Below are 21,778 nucleotides of genomic sequence, written 5' to 3'. Positions count from 1 at the left end.
CTCCAGTCCCCTTAAGACTGCAAGACGTCTGCAAGGCGATCAAGACGGCCGCGTACGCTACCATCAATGACCATATCACCCGCACGGATGATAACACCTGCCATAACAGACTTATCGATTTTGCAATTCAGCTTAACTTTGCGTGACAGACGTTTTTCCATCGCGCCGACGATCTTCTCAAGCTGTGCTTCACTCAACTGGGAGGCAGAAATAACATCGACCTCTGCGGTTGCCTCACTGGCAGCGCGCAGGTGAATGAATTGCTCAAGAACATCCGGGAGCACTTGCAGACGACCATTTTCAGCCATAACCCGAATCAGGTTCTGGCCATTTTCGTCCAGTTGCTCACCGCATACCGCAATGAACGCGTCAGAGAGCGTTTCCGGCGCCAGAGCACCGGACAGAAGCTCTGCCATTTGTTCGTTTTTGGTCACTTCAGCGGCAAACGCCAGCATATCCTGCCAGCGTTCAACACTTTTGTGTTCGACGGCAAAGTCAAAAGCTGCTTTGGCGTAGGGGCGAGCTACCGTTACAAATTCAGACATCAGCCCCTCCCTCCTTACAGTTCAGCGACAAGTTTGTCCACGATGTCGCTGTTAGCAGCTTCATCCACGGAACGTTCGATGATCTTCTCGGCGCCAGCAACAGCCAGGATTGCGACCTGCTTACGCAGCTCCTCGCGAGCACGTTTACGTTCGGCATCGATTTCAGCCTGCGCCTGTGCGACGATTTTGGTGCGTTCCTGTTCTGCTTCAGCTTTAGCTTCGTCCAGCATCTGAGAGCGACGCTTGTTCGCTTGCTCGATGATGACCTGAGCTTCCGCTTTCGCTTTTTTCAGCTGGTCGGTCGCGTTGGCCTGTGCAAGGTCCAAATCTTTCTTAGCGCGTTCTGCAGAAGCCAAACCGTCAGAAATCTCTTTCTGACGTTTTTCGATGGCAGCCATTAACGGCGGCCATACGTACTTCATGCAGAACCATACGAAAAGAACAAACGCGATGGCCTGGCCGAGGATTGTTGCGTTCATGTTCACAGCACAATACCTCTTAAATTAACTCTGTGGCTTAGGTTTCTTTCGAACAACTTACTACGCGACAGCAAACATCACGTACAGACCCAGACCTACAGCGATCATCGGGATAGCATCCACCAGACCCATAACGATAAAGAACTGAGTACGCAGCAGAGGAATCAGATCCGGTTGACGCGCTGCGCCTTCCAGGAATTTGCCCCCGAGGATGCCGATACCGATCGCAGCACCGATCGCCGCCAGACCCATCATCACAGCGGCAGCCATGTACAGCAGATCCATATTCAGGTTTTCCATGACAGTCTCCAGTTTGTTTCAGTAAAAACGTAGTATGTTGGTAAAAATCAATGCTCTTCAGATGCCATCGACAGATAGACGATCGTCAGAACCATGAAGATGAAGGCTTGCAGCGTAATAATCAGGATGTGGAAAATGGCCCATGGCACATTCAGAACCCACTGTGACCACCACGGCAGCAGACCAGCAATCAGAATGAAAATCAGCTCACCGGCATACATGTTGCCGAACAGTCGCAGACCAAGTGAAACCGGTTTGGACAGCAGGCTTACCCCTTCAAGGATTAAGTTGACAGGAATGAATGCCCAGTGATTGAACGGCTGCAGCGTCAGTTCTTTAACGAACCCACCCACGCCTTTCATTTTGATGCTGTAGAAAAGAATCAGGATAAACACGCCAAGCGCCATCGACAGGGTGATGTTCACGTCAGCAGACGGAACCACGCGCAGTGCAGGCAGGCCGAAAATGTGTTCGCCGATGTAAGGAATCAGGTCGATTGGCAGCAGGTCCATCAGGTTCATCAGGAATACCCAGACAAACACGGTGAGGGCCAGCGGAGCAATCAGCTTGCTCTTGCCATGATACATGTCTTTGACGCTGCCATGGACGAAGCCAATGGTCATCTCGATAGCCGTCTGGAGTTTACCAGGAACACCGCTGGTCGCTTTTTTCGCAACGCTACGGAAAATGGTAAGGAACAACAGACCGAGCACCACTGAGAAGAACATGGAGTCAATGTTGAGCGTCCAGAAGGTGGCCGGGGGGTTGTGCGGATCCACCAGCGAGAAAGTACGCAGGTCCAGCTGAAGGTTATTCAGATGGTGGCCTATGTATTCCTGCGGCGTCATATTTTCTGCAGCCATGATGCCTTTTACCCTTTGTTGTTAATTACAGCTGGTGCCAGAATTTGTACCACCAGCACCAAAACCCACGTCACTATCAGCGGCATGAATACCACTTTGAATACAGCCAGCGCCACCGCGAGGAGGGCAAAGGTCAGCAACACCTTGAAAGCTTCGCCGAAGGCGAAGGTCCAGGCCACTCGGCCTTTAGATGGTGTATGCGCCTGATGACGCCAGGCAAAAATCATAAACAACATGTTTGGCAAAACAACCGCCAAACCTCCACATACAGCGGAGACGCCCCAGAAGGGGTCTTTTAGGCTGAACAGCAGTCCACTTGCTATTACTGCCAGTAACTGAATAAACAGAAGCTTACGAGCAACGTTTCGACTCAAGAGCGACACAGACATCACGTTTTTACTCCTGCTCCCTTCGAGGTATGTCGCGTGTCGTATAAAACGTCCTTTAAGACGAAGAGTCAAGCATCAAAAAGCGGACAAATTATACGGTGACGCCCCGTGATTTCAAACAATAAGTAGCAAAATAGTGAATAAATGTTTAATTATTTTCCAGCTGGCAACTTTTCCTGCATTTTGCCAATCTGTGAGCCGTCATACGAAACTGCAAATACTGAGAAAACACAGAGATTAAAGCGTGCACCAGATCACATATTAAACATTTTAGAGGAATGCGAATTAATTCCGTTCATAAATTGTCTGTTTTCATCTTTTTGATATTAAAGATAAAAAATGAGCAGTTTTTATAAAACAACCACGCATACAATGAAAACCTTTTATTGACATTTATAATAAATATTTAACATCTGTATGCTCTGTCAGGCGCTCGATTTTTAGCGTACTGATATTTTCAATGTTGACTATTTTATGGGTTAACCAACCGTCAAAGTTAACTTCGAGATAACCCATAGTAAAAACATGGTTAAAATGCTCCGGGAATAGCTCGCAGTCACATTTATTTTTGTAACATGCTACGGTCTCATTTTTTTCACATTTTTTGATAAAAACTAAATCATTTTTGGCTTAATAACCACCAGGTGACGCTCCCCTTCCAGCTCAGGAACATGCAGCCTGATGATCTCGCTGACGGTATATCCGTTGGGAAGATTTGCCATTTCATCTTCCTGGGCCACCCCTTTCAACGCATAGAAGCAGCCGGTTTCTGACGGCAGATGATGACACCAGCTGACCATGTCATTCAGAGAGGCAAATGCGCGGCTGATGACGCCATCGAACGGCGGCTCAGCGGGGAAATCTTCCACCCGGCTCTGTACCGGAGCAATATTATCCAGTTTTAACTCATGCTGGACCTGACGAAGAAAACGCACGCGCTTACCAAGGCTGTCCAGCAGCGTGAAATGTGCTTGCGGAAGAACTATCGCCAGCGGGATTCCCGGTAGCCCTGGCCCTGTTCCGACGTCGATAAAACGCGTTCCCTGCAGATACGGCGCAACAACAATGCTATCGAGGATATGGCGAATCAGCATCTCATTCGGATCGCGAACGGAAGTCAGATTGTAGGCTTTGTTCCACTTATCCAGCATTCCAACATAGGCCACCAGCTGGTTTTTCTGGTGATCGGTGAGCGAAATACCGGCTTCAGCCAGCAGACTAGAAAGTTTGTTGAGCACGTTCAGTACCTGTCCAGAAATAATGAGCCCGGAGGCGATGACGCTTACCGGGCCGGTGAATCAAAAGGGCGGAGGCGCAGTCTGCTATCCGCCAAATTCCGCCTCTCAGGGCAATCAGGCGCTACGGCGCAGCATCCCCTGCTTTTTCAACCAGACCAGCAAAATAGAAATCGCCGCTGGCGTGATGCCGGAAATACGCGAAGCCTGACCGATTGAAGACGGTTTGTGATCGTTGAGCTTGGCAATCACTTCATTCGACAACCCGATCACCTGACGATAATCAAGCGTTGCCGGCAGGATCGTATTCTCATTACGCTGCTGTCTTTCGATCTCTTCCTGCTGACGAGCAATATACCCTTCGTACTTCACCTGGATTTCGACCTGTTCTGCGGCCTGCACATCTTCGAGGCCCGGTGCGAACGGTGACAGCTGAACCAGCTGCTCATAGGTCATTTCCGGACGACGGAGTAAATCTTCTCCGCTCGCTTCGCGAGAAAGTGGTGCAGTCAGGTGAGCATTCACTTCTTCTGCGCTGTCTGCCGCCGGATAAACCCAGGTGGTTTTCAGACGCTGACGCTCCAGCTCAATGCTTTCCAGCTTCTCATTGAAACGCGCCCAGCGTTCATCATCGACCAGACCCAGTTCACGTCCCTGTTCCGTCAGACGCAGATCGGCGTTATCTTCGCGCAGCATCAGACGATATTCGGCGCGTGAAGTAAACATCCGGTACGGTTCTTTCGTTCCCAGAGTACACAGATCGTCGACCAGCACGCCGAGGTAGGCTTCTGAACGCGCCGGCGCCCAACCCTCTTTTTCCGCAGAGAAACGACCGGCGTTCAGGCCGGCAAGCAGCCCCTGAGCGGCAGCTTCTTCGTAACCGGTGGTGCCGTTAATTTGTCCGGCAAAGAACAGACCGTGGATATATTTACTTTCCAACGTCGGCTTCAGATCGCGCGGGTCGAAAAAGTCGTACTCAATAGCGTAGCCTGGACGAACGATTCTGGCGTTCTCCATGCCTTGCATAGAGCGAACAATTTGCATTTGTACGTCAAACGGCAGGCTGGTGGAGATACCGTTTGGATAAATTTCATTAGATGTCAGCCCTTCAGGCTCGAGGAAGATCTGATGCTGGTTACGATCGGCAAAACGCATCACTTTATCTTCGATCGACGGGCAATAACGCGGGCCGATCCCTTCAATCACCCCGGCATACATTGGGCTACGATCGAGGTTATTACGGATCACGTCGTGGGTTTTTTCGTTGGTATACGTGATATAGCACGGTACCTGCTGCGGATGCTGAGCCACATTGCCCATGAACGAGAAGACCGGCATGGGGTTATCACCATGCTGCGGCGCCAGAACGCTAAAGTCGATGGTACGGGCATCAATACGCGGCGGCGTACCGGTTTTCAGGCGGCTGACGCGCAGCGGCAGCTCACGTAAGCGGCGAGAAAGCGGGATGGACGGCGGATCGCCTGCGCGGCCACCGCTGTAGTTATCCAGTCCGATATGGATCTTGCCATCAAGGAAGGTACCGACGGTCAGGACCACCGCTTTGGCGCGGAATTTCAGTCCCATCTGGGTAACGGCTCCGACAACCCGATCGTTTTCAACAATCAGATCCTCAACCGCCTGCTGGAAGATCATCAGGTTGGGCTGGTTTTCCAGCGCAGTGCGTACCGCCTGACGATAGAGTACGCGGTCTGCCTGAGCTCGTGTCGCTCGTACCGCCGGTCCTTTGCTGGCGTTTAGTATCCTAAACTGAATGCCTGCCTGGTCGATCGCTTTCGCCATCAGTCCGCCAAGCGCATCCACTTCTTTTACCAGGTGTCCTTTCCCAATGCCGCCAATCGCCGGGTTGCAGCTCATCTGCCCCAACGTGTCGATATTGTGTGTCAAAAGCAGGGTCTGCTGACCCATTCGCGCTGCGGCCATCGCGGCCTCAGTGCCTGCATGACCCCCGCCAATGATGATGACGTCAAAAGGATCCTGATAAAACATGGTGGTATGCCTCGCATAAAGCGGTTTGAAAATGGATTGAAGCCCGGGCCGTGGATTCTACTCAACTTTAGTCGATCGAGAAAGCTCCGGGATCTTGAGTATTAAAAAGAAGATCTTTTATTTAGAGATCTGTTTTATTGTGATCTCTTATTAGGATCGAACCTTTCTGTGGATAAGCCAGATCCGCGTTTTAAGATCAAATGCTTAAGAAGGATCACTATCTGTGAATGATCGGTGATCCTGTTCCGTATAAGCTGGGATCAAAATGAAGGGTTATACACAGGTCAAAAAGCAGCCACTGGTTATACGTTGGATAACTACCGGTTGATCAGAGCTTTTAAGTGTAGTTATCCACAGAAGATCGGACGATCTTTACAAAACTTAGAGCAAATCTTTCCAGGATCCGACCCAAATCTCAGCCGGATCCTCCGGAATTTCATGTTCCAGGACATTTATCTTCAGCGTTTCGCCGATCTGTTGTGCGCCACATGCCTTCAATGCGCTGTCGATTTTGTCGATGGCGCCGCAGAAGGTGTCGTATTCGCGGCTGCCGATGCCCACGGCGCCAAAACGAACGGCGGACAGGTCTGCCTGCTTTTCCTGAAGCGCTTCATAGAACGGCAGCAGATTATCAGGGATATCACCTGCACCATGTGTAGAGGAGATAACTAACCAGATCCCCTCAGCCTGCAGATCCTCGATCAACGGACCGTGCTGGATTTCGGTGCTGTAGCCCGCCTCTTCCAGCTTTTCAGCCAGATGCTCCGCTACATATTCCGCACTGCCCAGGGTACTGCCGCTGATAAGCGTAATGTCTGCCATGATCGTCTGCTCAATTATTCAGAGTGGCACATTGTACGCTGTGTGAGAGCTGGGATCTACCTGTGGAAAATGTGGGATTAAAAAAGCCCGATCACGGGCGGATGGTCCGCATGATCGGGTTCTGCAGGGAGATCAGGGTCTCGGTGGACTGAATTTCATCGATTGTTTGGATCTTGTTGATAAGTACCTGCTGCAGGGCATCGATCGAGCGGCACATCACCTTAATAAAGATGCTGTAGTGCCCGGTGGTGTAGTAGGCCTCGGTGACCTCGTCGAGACTTTCGAGTTTGGCCAGCGCGGAGGGATAGTCTTTGGCGCTTTTCAAAATGATGCCGATAAAGCAGCAGACGTCGTAACCGAGCTGTTTGGGGTTCACGTCGATACGGGCGCCGGTAATGATCCCTGCCTGTTTCATCTTCTCTACGCGAACATGAATCGTCCCCGGGCTGACGCCAAACTGTTTGGCCAGTTCGGCATAGGCGGTACGGGCATTGGCCATTAAAGCTTCCAGGATGCCGCGGTCCAGATTGTCGATCTGATAATTTTCCATAGGTTTTTCTTATGATGTTTGAAGATTCTTTCTATATTAGCCGTATATTTTAATGAATCAAAAGTGAACATGGCTTTTTGTTGTTTGATTATTGTATTGGTGGCCATTTTTGTTGCTTAATCAATATCAACAGGACGCAGGAGTAATAAAAAAATGAAAACCGCATACATCGCAAAACAACGCCAGATTAGTTTCGTTAAGTCTCACTTTTCCCGCCAGCTGGAAGAGAAGCTTGGTCTGATTGAAGTCCAGGCACCTATCTTAAGCCGCGTAGGAGACGGGACTCAGGACAACCTGTCTGGTTGCGAGAAAGCGGTTCAGGTGAAAGTGAAAACGCTGCCAGACGCCCAGTTCGAAGTGGTTCATTCACTGGCGAAGTGGAAACGTCAAACCCTGGGACAACACGACTTCAGCGCGGGCGAAGGGCTGTACACGCACATGAAGGCCCTTCGCCCCGATGAAGACCGACTGACCGCCATCCACTCTGTTTACGTCGACCAGTGGGACTGGGAACGCGTGATGGGTGATGATGAACGCCATGCCGGCACATTAAAATCAACCGTAGAGGCTATCTACGCCGGGATTAAAGCGACCGAAGCCGCTGTATGTAAAGAGTTTGGCCTGACGCCGTTCCTGCCGGAACAGATTCAGTTTGTCCATAGCCAGACGCTGCTGAGCCGTTATCCGGGTCTCGATGCTAAAGGCCGCGAGCGGGCGATTGCGAAAGAGCTGGGAGCCGTATTCCTGATGGGGATTGGCGGTAAGCTTTCTGATGGCCAGCGTCACGACGTTCGTGCTCCGGATTATGATGACTGGAGTACATCGGTTGAGGAAGGCTTTAGCGGCCTGAACGGCGATATTCTGGTGTGGAACCCGGTGCTGGAAGACGCTTTCGAGCTCTCCTCTATGGGGATCCGCGTGGATGCCGAGGCCATGAAGCGCCAGCTGGCGATCACCGGTGATGAGGATCGTCTGAAGCTGGAGTGGCACCAGGCGCTGCTGCGCGGTGAAATGCCGCAGACCATCGGCGGCGGCATTGGCCAATCCCGTCTTACCATGCTGCTGCTGCAGCTGGATCATATCGGCCAGGTACAGTGCGGCGTATGGCCGGCGCAGGTTCGTGAGAGCGTGGCTTCGCTCCTTTAATCGCCCCGAGAGATCCGTTAACGCCGCCAGCGTCGCAGCAGGCGGCTACGTAACCCGGTATCAAAGCGCCAGATATGATCGAAGATGCGCATGATGCCGGGTTTGCCATGTACAGACATCGCTACCGCATGAAAGCGATGATGATGCTTACGCTGTAGCTCCCCCACCTTATTGATCACCTCATCCGGCAGCCGCTGGGCAATAAAATCAGAAATCACCACCGCATCGGCATCGACCCACTGCGGGTTTTGCATTCGCTCAATGATGGAACGGAAACAGCTGGCTAAATCCGTACCGCCGCGAAAACGCTGGCTCAAGAAGCGGATCGCCTGCTCCAGACCCTGTGGGCCCGTCAGCTCGTAATGCACGACCTCACTGGAGAAAAGCATAATAAAGCAGCGGCGATTGTCCGCCAGCGCCACCCGCATTAATGCCAGGCAAAACGCCTTGGCGCACTGTTCGTTGAAACCGCCCATCGAGCCGGAAGTATCGACGCAGACGATAAAAGGTCCGCGTGGCTGTTCGTCAACATCTTGTCGGGTCACCGGCCTCTCGGTGATTTTTTCCCGCCAGGCGTCGCCATGTAGCCGATAGGTCAGCAGCTGCTTTTCTACCAGCTTGCGATAGAACTCGAATTCCAGTTCAGTGATCCCCAGCGTCGCCAGCTCCGGCGGCAGCAGGCGCAGGATATCGTCGCTCTGTTGTAGGCCATCAACCTGTTCCGGTACCGTTGCCGGCTCACGAACCAGGCTGCGAAAGGCTTCCATCGGCGCATCCTTTTTCGGTACCGATTTGGCTTCCCGCGAGCGGCCTAACTGCTCAGCCAGCTGCATCAGCTCCGGCTGCTGGCTGAGAAAGTCACCGTAGCGAACGATCAGCTGATAGTCGCCGCGCTTCAGCTCGCCTGCGCTCATATCCCACAGCCGGCCCGCGGCGTTATCGTTTTCCACCAGCACCGGTTCCAGCTGTCCGCTCAGGGTCATCCTCTCCTGGACTTCACTCAGCAGCTGATCGCGTTCTTCATCCAGCAGCTGCTGGTTGAGTGTGGTTGCCTGCACCACCAGACTCAGACGCCAGCGCTGTAAAAACAGGGTATGTAGTGCGGGTGTGAAGGTCGCATTGTCATCCACCAGCTGTTGCGCCTGGGCGGCAAACGGCGAGTGCAGCTGATGCAGCTGGCCAAGGATCTGCGGGAGCTGCACGATGAACTGCGAGGTGGAGAGCAGCTGCGATCGCTGATAGTTCTGGACTTCAACATCCAGCTCCGGCGGGATCGGCGTCTCTTTGAGTCGTGCTCTGACGGCTTCCCGCCAGCGCGGAATATCGGCGGCGATAATATTCTTCAGGCGCGGAAATTTTTCGAAGAACACGGCAAGCTGAGGAGAGGCCAGCAGCGCCAGCAGCATCTCTTCGATCATCCCCTCTTCGCTGACTGCCAGCATGACATTCAGCATATCCAGCGTCATGGCTGTCGCGCCTGTTTAATCTGCGTGCCGACGTCCTGCAGGCTGGCTTCAATACGTCCTAGCCAGTCACCGGGAATAAACAGACATTTTTGCTGTTCGCTAAAGCGGTTATGTTGCTGGTGCCATTCGTCATCCAGCGCTTCCAGCTGCTGGCGGATTTCGGCCGGCATGTTTTCTTGCGATTCGCTGCCGGGCAGCGAAAGGCGGGAGCCTTGCAGGCTGACGTCGCGAACGACCAGATGCTGGCTGGCATCGACATCGATATTCAGCTGCTGGGCGAAACCAATGCCGTTAAGCTTGCCGCGGATTTCACCGCCTTTTTCCAGCCAGTGCGAGAGCTCTTCGCGGACGAAGGTTATATGAATAACTTCCATATCGTGCAGCTTAAGCGGCTGCTGGAGCAGCAGGGTCAGCGTGGTATCCTTGAGTTCAGACGGTAATTCATAATGCGGTTTACGGCTGAACATCCCGCCGAGGCGCGTGACCTTCAGCGCGGTTTTGTCGCTGTGCTGCTGTTGGATTTGGATGCGTCTTTGGGTTATGGCGCCCAGTTTGGTCAGCATTGCCTGCTGTTGCCAGGCATGGCTGGTCATCAAGGTTTCCAGCTGCTGTGACATCAGATTCATGCTTTCGATATCGTGCCACAGGCAATCTTTCAGCAAAATCAGATCGATAGGGGCAATGGTATCCCGGCCGCTGAAGAAGGCGCTGGCCTGCAGCAGACGAATGGCCTTTTTCCAGCGCCGATCCGAGACATAAGGCGAACCCGATAACGTATCCAGCTGCTGGCGGAGCTGGAAGATAAGCTCAAACACGCTGTCCGGTAGCTTCACGGCGCTGATATCCTGCTGCCACTGCCGGAACTCTTCGTCGCTGACCTGCAGGCTGGCAGGGACCGGGTTGCTGTTTTCATCCTGCTGGCTTATCAGCATCGAGCGGAAGTTCGTTTTATCCTGGACCTTATCCAGCCATAAACGGATGAGCATGCGATCGTACAGCGCTTCAAGGCTGCTGTCCGCTTCCGGTAATTCGTTTGAGGCCGCCACCAGCAGGCGCATGGGGATTTTTTCTTCTTTCGCCCCGTTGCGGAACTGACGTTCGTTGATTGCCGTCAGTAAGGTGTTGAGAATAGCCGGGCCAGCTTTCCAGATTTCATCGAGGAAGACGATTTCGGCTTCCGGAAGATAGCCTGTCGTCAGGCGCTCGTAGCGTCCTTCATCCTTCAGCGCCTGGATGGAGAGGGGGCCAAAAACCTCTTCCGGAGTAGAAAAGCGGGTCATCAGGTATTCAAAAGCGCGGGCTTGCTGAAAGGCGAATTTGAGGCGGCGGGCGATCAGGCTTTTAGCGATGCCCGGCGGACCGAGTAAAAAAACGCTTTCGCCGCTGAGTGCGGCAAGCAGGCAGAGTCGTATCGCGTGACTGCGTTCGAACAAACCTTTTTCGAGGGAGGCGCTGAGCCGGGAAATTCTTTCTGCCAGTAAATGTGATTGAGCCATAATTGAGTTGCGTGCTTTTTCATGTGTCGTTATTGATTCGAGTATAGATGTTTGATTAGGGATGGTAATAGCCTGAAGAATCGATTTATTTTCTTTGAGCCAGGTTAATATGATGTTTGTTAGGGGTACGATTCAGCAAATAATCGTGCATACTGTGCGCTTTTTGTGGGCCAAGGGACTAGGCACACATTTGTTTTATAAACGAAAAGACTAGTCTATGAGCACTGATAATAAGCAATCGTTGCCAGCAATAACGCTGGCGGCTATCGGCGTGGTATACGGAGATATCGGTACCAGTCCGCTGTATACACTTCGGGAATGTCTGTCTGGTCAGTTTGGGTTTGGCGTTGAACGTGATGCTGTTTTTGGCTTTCTGTCGCTAATATTCTGGCTGTTGATCTTTACCGTATCACTCAAATATATCACCTTCGTAATGCGCGCAGATAACGCCGGTGAAGGGGGGATCCTGACGCTGATGTCGCTGGCGGGGCGTAATACGTCTGCGCGAATGACGTCGGTTCTGGTTATTCTTGGCCTGATCGGCGGCAGCTTCTTCTATGGTGAAGTGGTGATTACGCCAGCGATTTCGGTCATGTCGGCGATTGAAGGGCTGGAAATTATCGCCCCTAATCTGGATACCTGGATTGTCCCCATCTCCATTATCGTGTTGACGCTGCTGTTTGCTATCCAGAAGCACGGGACCAGTATGGTCGGCAAGCTGTTCGCGCCGATTATGCTGATTTGGTTCCTGCTGCTGGCGGTGCTGGGCGCGCGCAGCATTATCGCCAACCCGGAAGTGCTGCAGGCGCTAAACCCTTACTGGGCGGTTCATTTCTTCCTTGAATATAAAACCGTCTCTTTTGTTGCGCTGGGCGCGGTGGTGCTATCCATTACCGGTGTCGAAGCGCTGTATGCGGATATGGGGCACTTTGGCAAACTACCGATTCGCCTGGCCTGGTTTTCGGTGGTGCTGCCCTCGCTGGTGCTGAACTACTTTGGGCAGGGAGCGCTGCTGTTGCAGCACCCGGAAGCGATCAAAAACCCCTTCTTCCTGCTGGCTCCTGAATGGGCGCTGATTCCGATGCTGATCATTGCGGCGCTGGCGACGGTTATCGCCTCGCAGGCGGTAATTTCCGGAGTCTTCTCGCTGACTCGCCAGGCGGTTCGTCTGGGATATCTGTCGCCGATGCGGATTATTCATACCTCGGAAATGGAGTCCGGACAGATCTATATTCCGTTCATCAACTGGCTGCTGTATGTCTCGGTGGTCATCGTGATTATCAACTTCGAGCACTCTTCGAACCTCGCGGCGGCGTACGGGATCGCGGTAACGGGAACCATGGTATTGACCACGATTCTCTTCACTACGGTCGCACGTAAAAACTGGCGCTGGAATAAGTTCGTTGTCGCGCTGCTCCTTATCGCCTTTATGAGCATTGATTTTCCGCTGTTCTCGGCCAACCTCGATAAGATTGTTTCCGGCGGCTGGCTGCCGTTAACCCTGGGTCTGGTGATGTTCACCGTGATGACGACCTGGAAAAGCGAGCGTTTCCGCCTGCTGCGTCGGATGCATGAACACGGTAACTCTCTGGAAGCGATGATCTCTTCCCTCGAGAAATCACCGCCGGTTCGCGTACCGGGGACTGCCGTATATATGTCCCGTGCGCTGAACGTGATTCCGTTTGCCCTGCTGCATAACCTTAAGCACAACAAGGTGCTGCATGAACGCGTGATTCTGCTGACGCTGCGTACTGAAGATGCGCCTTATGTGCATAACGTCCGCCGGGTGCAGATCGAGCAGATTTCTCCGTCGTTCTGGCGCGTGGTGGCCAGCTACGGCTGGCGCGAAACGCCAAACGTGGAAGAGGTGTTCCACCGCTGCGGGCTGGAAGGTCTGAGCTGCCGGATGATGGAAACCTCGTTCTTTATGTCGCATGAATCGCTGATTATCGGCAAACGGCCATGGTATTTGCGTCTGCGTGGAAAACTGTACCTCCTGCTGCAGCGTAACGCCCTGAGGGCGCCGGATCAGTTTGAAATCCCGCCAAACCGGGTGATTGAACTCGGTACCCAGGTCGAAATCTGATGCTCTGAAGCCCTTCCGCGTGAAGGGCTTTTTTTGGTTTTTTGCCCCGCTTCACTTTTCCTTCCCGGCGTTTGCGAAACGTTTCGATGGCGATCACATTTCTCTCTTCTGGTGATGGTTTTTCATGCGTGTATTGACAATACTTGCGACAGCGAAACGTTTCGCTAATGGAGCAAAAGAGAAAAATGAAAAAAGGCACCGTACTTAACGCTGATATTTCTTCGGTTATCTCCCGCCTGGGTCATACCGATACGCTGGTGGTCTGCGATGCCGGTTTACCGGTTCCCCGCAGCAGCACGCGCATCGATATGGCATTAACCCAGGGCGTTCCCTCCTTTATGCAGGTTCTGGAGGTGGTGACGGCGGAAATGCAGGTTGAGGCGGCGATCCTGGCGGAAGAGATAAAGACACACAATCCGCAGCTCCATGCGACGTTGCTCACTCACCTTGAGCTGCTGCAGCAACACCAGGGAAACACCATTGAAATTCGTTACACCAGTCATGAGCAGTTTAAAAAACAAACCGCAGATAGTCAGGCGGTGATTCGCAGCGGGGAGTGTTCCCCGTATGCGAACGTTATTCTCTGTGCCGGCGTGACGTTCTGAGGTCGCCGATATGGAAGCCTTATTGCAATTAAAAGGGATCGATAAAGCGTTCCCTGGCGTTAAGGCGCTCTCCGGCGCCTCGCTCAATGTCTATGCTGGCCGCGTGATGGCGCTGGTCGGCGAAAACGGTGCCGGCAAATCCACCATGATGAAGGTGCTGACCGGTATCTATACCCGCGATGCCGGCTCGCTGTTGTGGCTCGGCAAAGAGGTCACCTTCAATGGACCGAAATCCTCCCAGGAAGCCGGTATCGGCATTATTCACCAGGAACTCAACCTGATCCCACAACTGACGATCGCGGAAAACATTTTCCTCGGTCGTGAGTTCGTCAACCGGTTTGGCAAAATCGACTGGAAAACGATGTATGCCGAAGCCGACAAACTGCTGGCAAAGCTGAATTTACGCTTTAACAGCCAGAAGCTGGTGGGCGATCTGTCGATTGGCGATCAGCAGATGGTTGAAATCGCCAAGGTGCTGAGCTTTGAGTCGAAGGTCATCATTATGGATGAGCCAACGGATGCATTGACCGATACCGAAACGGAATCTCTGTTCCGCGTCATCCGCGAGCTGAAAGCGCAGGGGCGCGGGATTGTTTATATCTCCCACCGTATGAAAGAGATCTTCGAGATTTGTGATGATGTGACGGTCTTTCGCGACGGGCAGTTTATCGCCGAGCGCGAGGTCGCCAGTCTGAATGAAGATCTGCTGATCGAAATGATGGTTGGCCGCAAGCTGGAAGATCAGTATCCGCACCTGGATAAAGCGCCCGGTACGGTTCGTCTGAAGGTGGACAACCTGTGCGGACCGGGCGTTGAAAATGTGACCTTTTCCCTCCGTCAGGGCGAAATTCTCGGCGTCGCCGGGCTGATGGGGGCCGGACGAACGGAGTTGATGAAGGTGCTGTACGGCGCGCTGCCGCGCACCAGCGGTTCCGTCACGCTCGACGGCCATGAAGTGGTGACCCGTTCCCCTCAGGATGGTCTGGCAAACGGGATTGTCTATATCTCCGAAGACCGCAAGCGTGATGGCTTAGTGCTCGGTATGTCGGTGAAAGAAAACATGTCGTTAACGGCGCTGCGCTATTTCAGCCATGCTGGTGGCCGCCTGAAGCACAAAGATGAGCAGCAGGCGGTGAGCGATTTTATCCGCCTGTTCAATGTGAAAACGCCGTCGATGGAACAGGCAATAGGCCTGCTCTCCGGTGGTAACCAGCAAAAAGTGGCCATCGCCCGCGGGCTGATGACGCGGCCGAAGGTGCTGATCCTTGATGAACCGACCCGCGGCGTGGACGTTGGTGCGAAGAAAGAGATCTATCAGCTGATCAACCAGTTTAAAGCCGATGGTCTGAGCATCATTCTGGTCTCTTCGGAGATGCCGGAAGTGCTGGGCATGAGCGATCGCATCATGGTGATGCATGAAGGGCATCTCGGCGGTGAGTTCACACGCGAGCAGGCCACCCAGGAAGTATTGATGGCTGCCGCTGTGGGCAAGCTTAACCGTGTGAATCAGGAGTAAAAAAGATGACAACCCAGGCTGTTACTGGTCGCCGCTATTTCACAAAAGCATGGCTGATGGAGCAAAAGTCGTTGATTGCCCTGCTGGTGCTGATAGCGATTGTTTCGACCATGAGCCCCAACTTTTTTACCGTTAATAACCTCTTCAATATCCTGCAGCAGACGTCGGTCAACGCCATTATGGCCGTCGGAATGACGCTGGTCATTCTGACCTCGGGGATCGACCTGTCCGTCGGCTCCCTGCTGGCGCTGACCGGTGCGGTTGCGGCATCGATTGTGGGGCTGGAGGTGAATGCGCTGGTAGCGATTGCCGCAGCGCTTGCTTTAGGCGCGGCAATTGGCGCGGTGACCGGCGTGATTGTGGCGAAAGGGCGTGTTCAGGCCTTTATCGCCACCCTGGTGATGATGCTGCTCCTGCGCGGGGTGACGATGGTGTACACCAACGGCAGTCCGGTGAACACCGGGTTTACCGATAACGCCGACCTGTTTGGCTGGTTTGGTATCGGGCGCCCGTTAGGGGTTCCGACGCCGGTATGGATTATGGCAATCGTCTTTCTGGCGGCCTGGTACATGCTGCACCATACGCGGCTGGGTCGTTATATCTATGCGCTGGGCGGTAACGAGGCGGCGACCCGCTTATCCGGCATCAGCGTCAATAAAGTGAAAATCATCGTCTATTCGTTATGCGGCCTGCTGGCTTCGCTGGCAGGGATTATCGAAGTGGCGCGCCTCTCTTCCGCGCAGCCGACGGCGGGTACCGGTTATGAACTGGATGCTATCGCGGCGGTTGTGCTCGGCGGCACCAGTCTGGCGGGGGGTAAAGGGCGTATTGTCGGTACCTTGATTGGCGCGTTGATCCTTGGCTTCCTGAACAACGGTTTGAATCTATTAGGCGTTTCTTCCTATTACCAGATGATCGTGAAAGCGGTGGTAATTTTGCTGGCGGTGCTGGTAGACAACAAAAAGCAGTAACTCAGAACTCTACAGGACATCTTAACTATGAATATGAAAAAACTGGCGACCCTGGTCTCTGCTGTGGCTCTCAGTGCAACCGTCAGCGCCAACGCGATGGCGAAAGATACTATCGCCCTGGTTATCTCTACCCTGAATAACCCGTTCTTTGTTTCCCTGAAAGAGGGGGCGCAGAAAGAAGCGGACAAACTGGGCTACAACCTTGTCGTACTGGATTCGCAGAACAACCCGGCGAAAGAGCTGGCGAACGTACAGGATTTAACGGTCCGTGGCGCGAAGCTGCTGCTGATTAACCCTACCGATTCTGATGCGGTAGGTAACGCCGTGAAGATGGCTAACCAGGCGAAGATCCCGGTGATTACCCTCGACCGTCAGGCTTCGAAAGGCGACGTCGTCAGCCATATCGCGTCTGATAACGTGCTGGGCGGTAAGATGGCCGGCGACTACATTGCGAAGAAAGCCGGTGAAGGCGCGAAAGTGATTGAACTGCAGGGTATTGCAGGGACTTCCGCGGCTCGTGAACGTGGTGAGGGCTTTAAGCAGGCCGTTGCCGCGCACAAATTCAATGTTCTGGCCAGCCAGCCGGCGGACTTCGACCGTACCAAAGGTCTGAACGTCATGCAGAACCTGCTGACCGCCCATCCTGATGTGAAAGCGGTATTTGCGCAGAATGATGAAATGGCGCTGGGTGCGCTGCGTGCATTACAAACGGCAGGCAAATCCGATGTGATGGTGGTTGGATTTGACGGTACTCCGGATGGCGAAAAAGCCGTAAATAGTGGCAAACTGGCAGCGACCATCGCTCAGTTGCCAGAGCAGATCGGCGTGAAAGGCGTCGAAACTGCTGATAAAGTGCTGAAGGGTGAGAAAGTGGATGCCAGCTATCCGGTTGAGCTGAAGCTGGTCATTAAGCAGTAATATGCGATTCGGGTCGGAAACGGTCCGAGGGACAATATAAAAAAGAAAAGCAGGGCATGCGCCACCGGAATCCGGTGGCGCGCTTTCCCGGGAACAGAAATAATGAAAACCGCAGGCAAACTTGTCGTCCTTGGCAGCATCAATGCCGATCACATTCTTAACCTTGAATCTTTCCCGACGCCGGGCGAAACCGTCACCGGTCATCATTATCAGGTGGCTTTCGGCGGTAAAGGGGCTAACCAGGCCGTCGCCGCCGGGCGAAGCGGCGCGGATATTGCGTTTATTGCCTGTACCGGCGATGACGATATCGGTGAACGCGTTCGTCGCCAGCTCCAGAGCGATGGTATCGATGTTGCGCCGGTGCGGGCGGTCAAAGATCAATCGACCGGCGTGGCGCTGATTTTTGTTAACGCCGAAGGTGAGAATGTCATCGGTATTCATGCCGGAGCTAACGCCGCGCTCTCTGTCGAGCAGGTTGAGGCGGAAAAAGTGCGTATTGCGGGTGCTCAGGCGCTGCTGATGCAGCTGGAGTCACCGCTGGAAAGCGTGCTGGCGGCAGCAAAAATCGCGCATCAGCATCAAACCACCGTGGTGCTTAACCCGGCACCGGCGCGTGAGTTGTCAGATGAACTGCTCGCGCTGGTGGATATCATTACGCCTAACGAAACCGAAGCCGAGAAGCTGACCGGCATCCGCGTGGAAAACGATGACGATGCGGCTAACGCGGCCCGTGTGCTGCATGACAAAGGCATTGGTATCGTGATGATTACGCTTGGCAGCCGGGGCGTATGGGTCAGCCATGAAGGTCAAGGCCGTCGGGTTCCCGGTTTTAAAGTTCAGGCCATCGATACCATTGCCGCTGGTGATACCTTTAATGGCGCCTTTGTGACGGCCTTACTGGAAGGAATCGCGCTGGACGAAGCGATCCGTTTTGCCCATGCCGCGGCGGCGATTGCCGTTACCCGTAAAGGCGCACAGCCTTCCGTACCATGGCGCGAAGAAATCGACGAGTTTTTACGTCAACAGGGGTAACGTTTGGCTACCATGAAGGATGTAGCCCGCGAGGCGGGCGTTTCCACTTCAACAGTTTCTCACGTCATTAATAAAGATCGCTTCGTCAGCGAGGCGATTACCGCCAAAGTTGATGCGGCGATTAAAAACCTTAACTATGCGCCGTCTGCGCTGGCGCGTAGCCTCAAATTAAACCAGACCCGGACCATTGGCATGCTGATCACCGCCAGTACCAATCCGTTTTATTCGGAACTGGTGCGCGGCGTGGAGCGCAGCTGTTTTGAGCGAGGCTATAGTCTGGTGCTGTGTAATACCGAAGGCGATGAGCAGCGCATGAACCGCAATCTTGAGACGCTGATGCAAAAACGCGTCGATGGTCTGCTGCTGCTGTGTACCGAAACGCATCAGCCTTCACCGGAAATTATGCAGCGCTACCCGTCAGTCCCTACGGTGATGATGGACTGGGCGCCGTTCGACGGCGATAGCGATCTGATTCAGGACAACTCGCTGCTGGGCGGCGATATGGCAACCCAGTATCTGATTGATAAAGGATATACCCGCGTGGCCTGTATTGCAGGGCCGCTGGATAAAACGCCGTCGCGCCTGCGCCTGGAGGGATATCACGCGGCGATGGCGCGCGCCGGGCTTCCGGTGATGGACGGTTATGTCATTACCAGTGATTTCGAATTTGGCGGCGGATTTAGCGCCATGCAAAAGCTGCTCGCCTTACCCGAGCGGCCGCAGGCGGTCTTCGTCGGCAACGACGCGATGGCCGTTGGGGCATATCAATCGCTGTATCAGGCCGGGTTACGAATTCCGCAGGATATGGCGCTGGTGGGGTATGACGATATCGAACTGGCGCGCTATATGACGCCGCCACTGACTACCATCCATCAGCCGAAAGATGAACTGGGCGAACTGGCCATCGACGTGCTGATTCATCGCATGGCCGATCCGGGTCAGAAGCAGCAACGCGTTCAGCTCACCCCGGAGCTGGTCGTTCGCGGCTCCGTTTAACGCTTATGCCGCTCTTTAATCAGGTTGCGGCCGTCTTTCGCTCTTAACAGCATAAATGTCAGCGCCGAAACCACGGTAATCGCCCCCATCGTAATAAAGGTGTAGTGGAACTGCTCAACGGTACTGGCGCTGTCGAACCCTTCATAAAAACGTAGCACTGCGGCACTAATGGCGACCCCGAGGCTAATGGATAGCTGTTGCGTCACGGCCAGCAGGCTATTGCCGCTGCTGGCGTTATCATCGGTCAAATCGGCCAGCGTGATGGTATTCATCGATGTGAACTGGGTGGACATCGCCATCCCCAGCACAAACAGCGGTAGCAAGAGCATCCAGACAGGCATTGCCGGAGACTGGAAGGAGAACTGGGCAATCATCAGTCCGATAAAAATGGTGACGCCGACCAGGGTTTTCCGATAGCCGAGCCAGCGTAAAATCTGAGTCACGGTTGATTTCGCGATAATCGAGCCGATTGCGGTGGGAGCGATCATGCAGCCTGCGACGATCGCTGGATAGCCAAAACCGACCTGCAACATCAAGGGCATCAGAAACGGCACACAGCCGGTGCCCAGACGGGTGGCCAGATTACCGGCAATACCGACCGAAAAGGTGCGCGTCTTAAATAAAGAAAGCGAGATCAGCGGAGTCGGGTGGCGACGCGCGTGGCGGATATAGGCCAGCAGCAGTATAACGCTAAGGGCAATGACCGAAAGAGCTATCCAGGTTGCGACGATTTTCTCGCCAAACAGTTCGATGCCGCTGGAAAACAGTACCAGGCTCAATCCAAACAACAGAAAACCGCTGGTATCGAAACGGCGGCGCGGCGTGGTGAAATCCGGCATATATTTGCGCGCGTACAGTATCCCGATAATGCCGATAGGAATATTAATGAGGAAAATCCAGTGCCAGCTGGCCCAGGTGACCAGCACGCCGCCGAGCACCGGCCCAAGAATCGGGCCAACAAGTCCGGGCATAGTGACGAAGTTCAGTACGGGGAGCAGTTCGCTGCGCGGGTAGGCTCTTAATAATGCCAGACGCGCCACCGGCATCATCATGGCGCCGCCTATCCCCTGAATTACGCGAAAGATAACCAGCTCCATTAATGAACTAGAGAGGGCGCAGGCCAGTGAACCGAGCGTAAACAGGCCGACGGCAATGATAAACACCTTACGGGTGCCGAAGCGGTCAGCTAACCAGCCGCTGACCGGGATAAGCATAGCGACCGTTAATGTGTAGCTGATAATGGCAGACTGCATGGCCAGCGGTGAACGGTTTAGGCTATGCGCAATGGCGGGAAGGGCGGTGTTGAGAATCGTGGCATCCAGCGCCTGCATAAAAAAAGCCATGGCTGCAATCCACGGCAGTCCGGCCATACTGCGCCCTTTTTTTTCGCTCATGCGGAACCCTTGTTACTTGCCTGAATGGTTTGGTGCGTTCAATAACGTCTGGCAGGCGTTAAGCGCTCGCGGGCCATCGCTATCCTGGATAGCGTCGACAATGGCCTGGTGGAGATCCAGCTTTACCACTTCGTTCTGAGTAATCGAAGTGAAGTAGGTGTGGTAGACCGAATGAAACAGAGAAGCGAAAGCGATCAGGAACGGATTTCCGCTCATTTCATAGATGTGCTCATGCCAGGCCATATCGACTTCTATCCAGCGTTCGCGCAGAAAGCGTTTTTTTAACTGGCCCATCTCTTCCATTAAGGTATTGAGCTGGGCCTTTTGTTCTGCGTTGCCAAAGGTGGCCGCCAGAAAACAGGCCTGAGGCTCAAGGCTGCTGCGCATAACCAGGAAATGGCTCACCACCTCTTCAAAGTTATCTTCCGTTAACCACCATGAGAGCAGCTCCTTGTCGAGGAAGTTCCAGCTACTGCGTGGCATGACTCGGGTACCGATACGCGGGCGCGGCAACAGCATCCCTTTGGCGGTAAGCGTCTTAACCGCTTCGCGTACCGCGGTGCGACTCACGCCAAACTGTTCGCCCAATTCCATTTCGCCTGGAAGAATACTTTCCGGCGGGTATTCGCCGGTCAGGATTTTTTGAGCCAGTTTCTCTGCTAATACCCAGGAGATGTTCTTTTGTGCCGCCAGTTGCTGTGCGCTTAAAGACATATATGCCGTTCCTTTCTCTTTTTATCTGTATCAGTATGCCATCTGGTGGACTATTTCGTTGGTTAAAACAGCAAAACGCTGGTTTTTTGCCACGTTACGAGCTGGTTTGGTGAAAAAAGAGACGGTTGAAAAGTTTTTTTTAAACAGGGCTTGTCAACGTCTCAGAACTCCCTATAATGCGCCTCCACTGACACGGAACAACGGCACGCAAGCCGCCGGGTCAGCGGGGTTCAGAGATGAACGCCAAC

Annotated in this window: 21 protein-coding genes and 1 pseudogene; 9 read left to right on the top strand and 13 right to left on the bottom strand. The window is 53.5% G+C overall.

The window, feature by feature from the left end; translation table 11 throughout:
• Positions 1–11: 11 nt before the first annotated feature.
• The 9 genes from atpH to asnC all read right to left on the bottom strand — a co-directional run bounded on the left by atpH (position 12) and on the right by asnC (position 7,190).
• Positions 12–545: a F0F1 ATP synthase subunit delta gene (gene atpH / locus BV390_RS25720; protein WP_004869220.1), complete on the bottom strand. Its 534-nt coding sequence runs from the start codon at positions 543–545 to the stop codon at positions 12–14.
• Positions 546–559: 14 nt separating this feature from the next.
• Positions 560–1,030: a F0F1 ATP synthase subunit B gene (gene atpF / locus BV390_RS25715; protein ID WP_004869221.1), complete on the bottom strand. Its 471-nt coding sequence runs from the start codon at positions 1,028–1,030 to the stop codon at positions 560–562.
• Between the two features lie 54 nt (positions 1,031–1,084).
• Entirely contained in the window at positions 1,085–1,324 is a 240-nt protein-coding gene (gene atpE, locus BV390_RS25710) for a F0F1 ATP synthase subunit C (RefSeq protein WP_000429386.1), read from the bottom strand.
• 47 nt (positions 1,325–1,371) lie between these two features.
• Positions 1,372–2,187, bottom strand: a complete 816-nt coding sequence (atpB, locus tag BV390_RS25705; protein ID WP_004869223.1) for a F0F1 ATP synthase subunit A — start codon at positions 2,185–2,187, stop codon at positions 1,372–1,374.
• Positions 2,188–2,195: 8 nt separating this feature from the next.
• Positions 2,196–2,576 (bottom strand): F0F1 ATP synthase subunit I, encoded by a 381-nt coding sequence (atpI, locus tag BV390_RS25700; protein ID WP_004869225.1) that lies wholly within the window; start codon positions 2,574–2,576, stop codon positions 2,196–2,198.
• Positions 2,577–3,190: 614 nt separating this feature from the next.
• Positions 3,191–3,814, bottom strand: a complete 624-nt coding sequence (gene rsmG, locus BV390_RS25695; protein WP_085397468.1) for a 16S rRNA (guanine(527)-N(7))-methyltransferase RsmG — start codon at positions 3,812–3,814, stop codon at positions 3,191–3,193.
• 114 nt (positions 3,815–3,928) lie between these two features.
• Complete coding sequence (mnmG, locus tag BV390_RS25690; protein ID WP_032697069.1) at positions 3,929–5,818, bottom strand: tRNA uridine-5-carboxymethylaminomethyl(34) synthesis enzyme MnmG; 1,890 nt, start codon at positions 5,816–5,818, stop codon at positions 3,929–3,931.
• A 381-nt stretch (positions 5,819–6,199) separates the two neighbouring features.
• Positions 6,200–6,640 carry an FMN-binding protein MioC gene (mioC, locus tag BV390_RS25685; RefSeq protein ID WP_004869231.1) on the bottom strand — a complete coding sequence of 147 codons (441 nt, stop codon included), beginning with the start codon at positions 6,638–6,640 and terminating at the stop codon, positions 6,200–6,202.
• Between the two features lie 91 nt (positions 6,641–6,731).
• Positions 6,732–7,190: a transcriptional regulator AsnC gene (gene asnC, locus BV390_RS25680; RefSeq protein WP_004869233.1), complete on the bottom strand. Its 459-nt coding sequence runs from the start codon at positions 7,188–7,190 to the stop codon at positions 6,732–6,734.
• Between the two features lie 153 nt (positions 7,191–7,343).
• Between asnC and asnA the strand changes: the two genes are divergently transcribed.
• Positions 7,344–8,336: an aspartate--ammonia ligase gene (gene asnA, locus BV390_RS25675; RefSeq protein ID WP_085397467.1), complete on the top strand. Its 993-nt coding sequence runs from the start codon at positions 7,344–7,346 to the stop codon at positions 8,334–8,336.
• Positions 8,337–8,353: 17 nt separating this feature from the next.
• On the opposite strand, the gene viaA is transcribed toward asnA, so the two are convergent.
• Both viaA and ravA read right to left on the bottom strand, forming a co-directional pair.
• Positions 8,354–9,802 (bottom strand): ATPase RavA stimulator ViaA, encoded by a 1,449-nt coding sequence (viaA, locus tag BV390_RS25670; protein WP_032690152.1) that lies wholly within the window; start codon positions 9,800–9,802, stop codon positions 8,354–8,356.
• Positions 9,799–11,298, bottom strand: coding sequence for an ATPase RavA (ravA, locus tag BV390_RS25665; RefSeq protein ID WP_032690151.1), 1,500 nt, complete (start codon positions 11,296–11,298; stop codon positions 9,799–9,801). The genes viaA and ravA overlap by 4 nt, the downstream gene beginning before the upstream one ends.
• Positions 11,299–11,515: 217 nt before the next feature.
• Here ravA and kup point away from each other — a divergent pair, with 217 nt between their 5' ends.
• From kup to rbsR, 7 genes are all read left to right on the top strand, one after another.
• Positions 11,516–13,384, top strand: a complete 1,869-nt coding sequence (gene kup, locus BV390_RS25660) for a low affinity potassium transporter Kup (RefSeq protein WP_004869240.1) — start codon at positions 11,516–11,518, stop codon at positions 13,382–13,384.
• Positions 13,385–13,569: 185 nt separating this feature from the next.
• On the top strand, positions 13,570–13,989 hold the full coding sequence (gene rbsD, locus BV390_RS25655) for a D-ribose pyranase (protein WP_032690150.1): 420 nt from the start codon (positions 13,570–13,572) through the stop codon (positions 13,987–13,989).
• A gap of 10 nt (positions 13,990–13,999) precedes the next feature.
• Positions 14,000–15,505, top strand: coding sequence for a ribose ABC transporter ATP-binding protein RbsA (gene rbsA, locus BV390_RS25650; protein ID WP_032690149.1), 1,506 nt, complete (start codon positions 14,000–14,002; stop codon positions 15,503–15,505).
• 5 nt (positions 15,506–15,510) lie between these two features.
• A complete protein-coding gene (gene rbsC / locus BV390_RS25645) occupies positions 15,511–16,476 on the top strand; it encodes a ribose ABC transporter permease (RefSeq protein ID WP_004869245.1) in 966 nt (321 codons plus the stop codon).
• Positions 16,477–16,503: 27 nt separating this feature from the next.
• On the top strand, positions 16,504–17,394 hold the full coding sequence (rbsB, locus tag BV390_RS25640) for a ribose ABC transporter substrate-binding protein RbsB (protein ID WP_004869247.1): 891 nt from the start codon (positions 16,504–16,506) through the stop codon (positions 17,392–17,394).
• 99 nt (positions 17,395–17,493) lie between these two features.
• Positions 17,494–18,426, top strand: coding sequence for a ribokinase (rbsK, locus tag BV390_RS25635; protein WP_162180056.1), 933 nt, complete (start codon positions 17,494–17,496; stop codon positions 18,424–18,426).
• Between the two features lie 12 nt (positions 18,427–18,438).
• Positions 18,439–19,422 (top strand): ribose operon transcriptional repressor RbsR, encoded by a 984-nt coding sequence (gene rbsR / locus BV390_RS25630; RefSeq protein ID WP_032690147.1) that lies wholly within the window; start codon positions 18,439–18,441, stop codon positions 19,420–19,422.
• Here the strand turns inward: rbsR and mdtD are convergent.
• Both mdtD and BV390_RS25620 read right to left on the bottom strand, forming a co-directional pair.
• Positions 19,419–20,816: a multidrug transporter subunit MdtD gene (gene mdtD / locus BV390_RS25625; protein WP_032690146.1), complete on the bottom strand. Its 1,398-nt coding sequence runs from the start codon at positions 20,814–20,816 to the stop codon at positions 19,419–19,421. The genes rbsR and mdtD overlap by 4 nt on opposite strands.
• A 12-nt stretch (positions 20,817–20,828) precedes the next feature.
• Positions 20,829–21,530: a FadR/GntR family transcriptional regulator gene (locus tag BV390_RS25620; RefSeq protein WP_032690145.1), complete on the bottom strand. Its 702-nt coding sequence runs from the start codon at positions 21,528–21,530 to the stop codon at positions 20,829–20,831.
• Between the two features lie 58 nt (positions 21,531–21,588).
• Between BV390_RS25620 and BV390_RS31315 the strand changes: the two are divergent.
• A pseudogene (locus BV390_RS31315) lies at positions 21,589–21,778 on the top strand (hypothetical protein); the annotation flags it as partial.

It is taken from the genome of Klebsiella sp. YJ (genome assembly GCF_002108615.1).
Taxonomy (GTDB): Bacteria; Pseudomonadota; Gammaproteobacteria; order Enterobacterales; family Enterobacteriaceae; genus Klebsiella; species Klebsiella planticola.
This window is presented reverse-complemented; position numbering and strand designations above follow the sequence as displayed.

Coding starts and splice junctions, on each gene's coding strand:
- atpH (WP_004869220.1), bottom strand. CDS start 545: ATGTCTGAATTTGTAACGGTAGCTCGCCCCTACGCCAAAGCAGCTTTT.
- atpE (WP_000429386.1), bottom strand. CDS start 1,324: ATGGAAAACCTGAATATGGATCTGCTGTACATGGCTGCCGCTGTGATG.
- atpB (WP_004869223.1), bottom strand. CDS start 2,187: ATGGCTGCAGAAAATATGACGCCGCAGGAATACATAGGCCACCATCTG.
- atpI (WP_004869225.1), bottom strand. CDS start 2,576: ATGTCTGTGTCGCTCTTGAGTCGAAACGTTGCTCGTAAGCTTCTGTTT.
- mnmG (WP_032697069.1), bottom strand. CDS start 5,818: ATGTTTTATCAGGATCCTTTTGACGTCATCATCATTGGCGGGGGTCAT.
- mioC (WP_004869231.1), bottom strand. CDS start 6,640: ATGGCAGACATTACGCTTATCAGCGGCAGTACCCTGGGCAGTGCGGAA.
- asnC (WP_004869233.1), bottom strand. CDS start 7,190: ATGGAAAATTATCAGATCGACAATCTGGACCGCGGCATCCTGGAAGCT.
- asnA (WP_085397467.1), top strand. CDS start 7,344: ATGAAAACCGCATACATCGCAAAACAACGCCAGATTAGTTTCGTTAAG.
- viaA (WP_032690152.1), bottom strand. CDS start 9,802: ATGACGCTGGATATGCTGAATGTCATGCTGGCAGTCAGCGAAGAGGGG.
- ravA (WP_032690151.1), bottom strand. CDS start 11,298: ATGGCTCAATCACATTTACTGGCAGAAAGAATTTCCCGGCTCAGCGCC.
- kup (WP_004869240.1), top strand. CDS start 11,516: ATGAGCACTGATAATAAGCAATCGTTGCCAGCAATAACGCTGGCGGCT.
- rbsD (WP_032690150.1), top strand. CDS start 13,570: ATGAAAAAAGGCACCGTACTTAACGCTGATATTTCTTCGGTTATCTCC.
- rbsA (WP_032690149.1), top strand. CDS start 14,000: ATGGAAGCCTTATTGCAATTAAAAGGGATCGATAAAGCGTTCCCTGGC.
- rbsC (WP_004869245.1), top strand. CDS start 15,511: ATGACAACCCAGGCTGTTACTGGTCGCCGCTATTTCACAAAAGCATGG.
- rbsB (WP_004869247.1), top strand. CDS start 16,504: ATGAATATGAAAAAACTGGCGACCCTGGTCTCTGCTGTGGCTCTCAGT.
- rbsR (WP_032690147.1), top strand. CDS start 18,439: ATGAAGGATGTAGCCCGCGAGGCGGGCGTTTCCACTTCAACAGTTTCT.
- mdtD (WP_032690146.1), bottom strand. CDS start 20,816: ATGAGCGAAAAAAAAGGGCGCAGTATGGCCGGACTGCCGTGGATTGCA.
- BV390_RS25620 (WP_032690145.1), bottom strand. CDS start 21,530: ATGTCTTTAAGCGCACAGCAACTGGCGGCACAAAAGAACATCTCCTGG.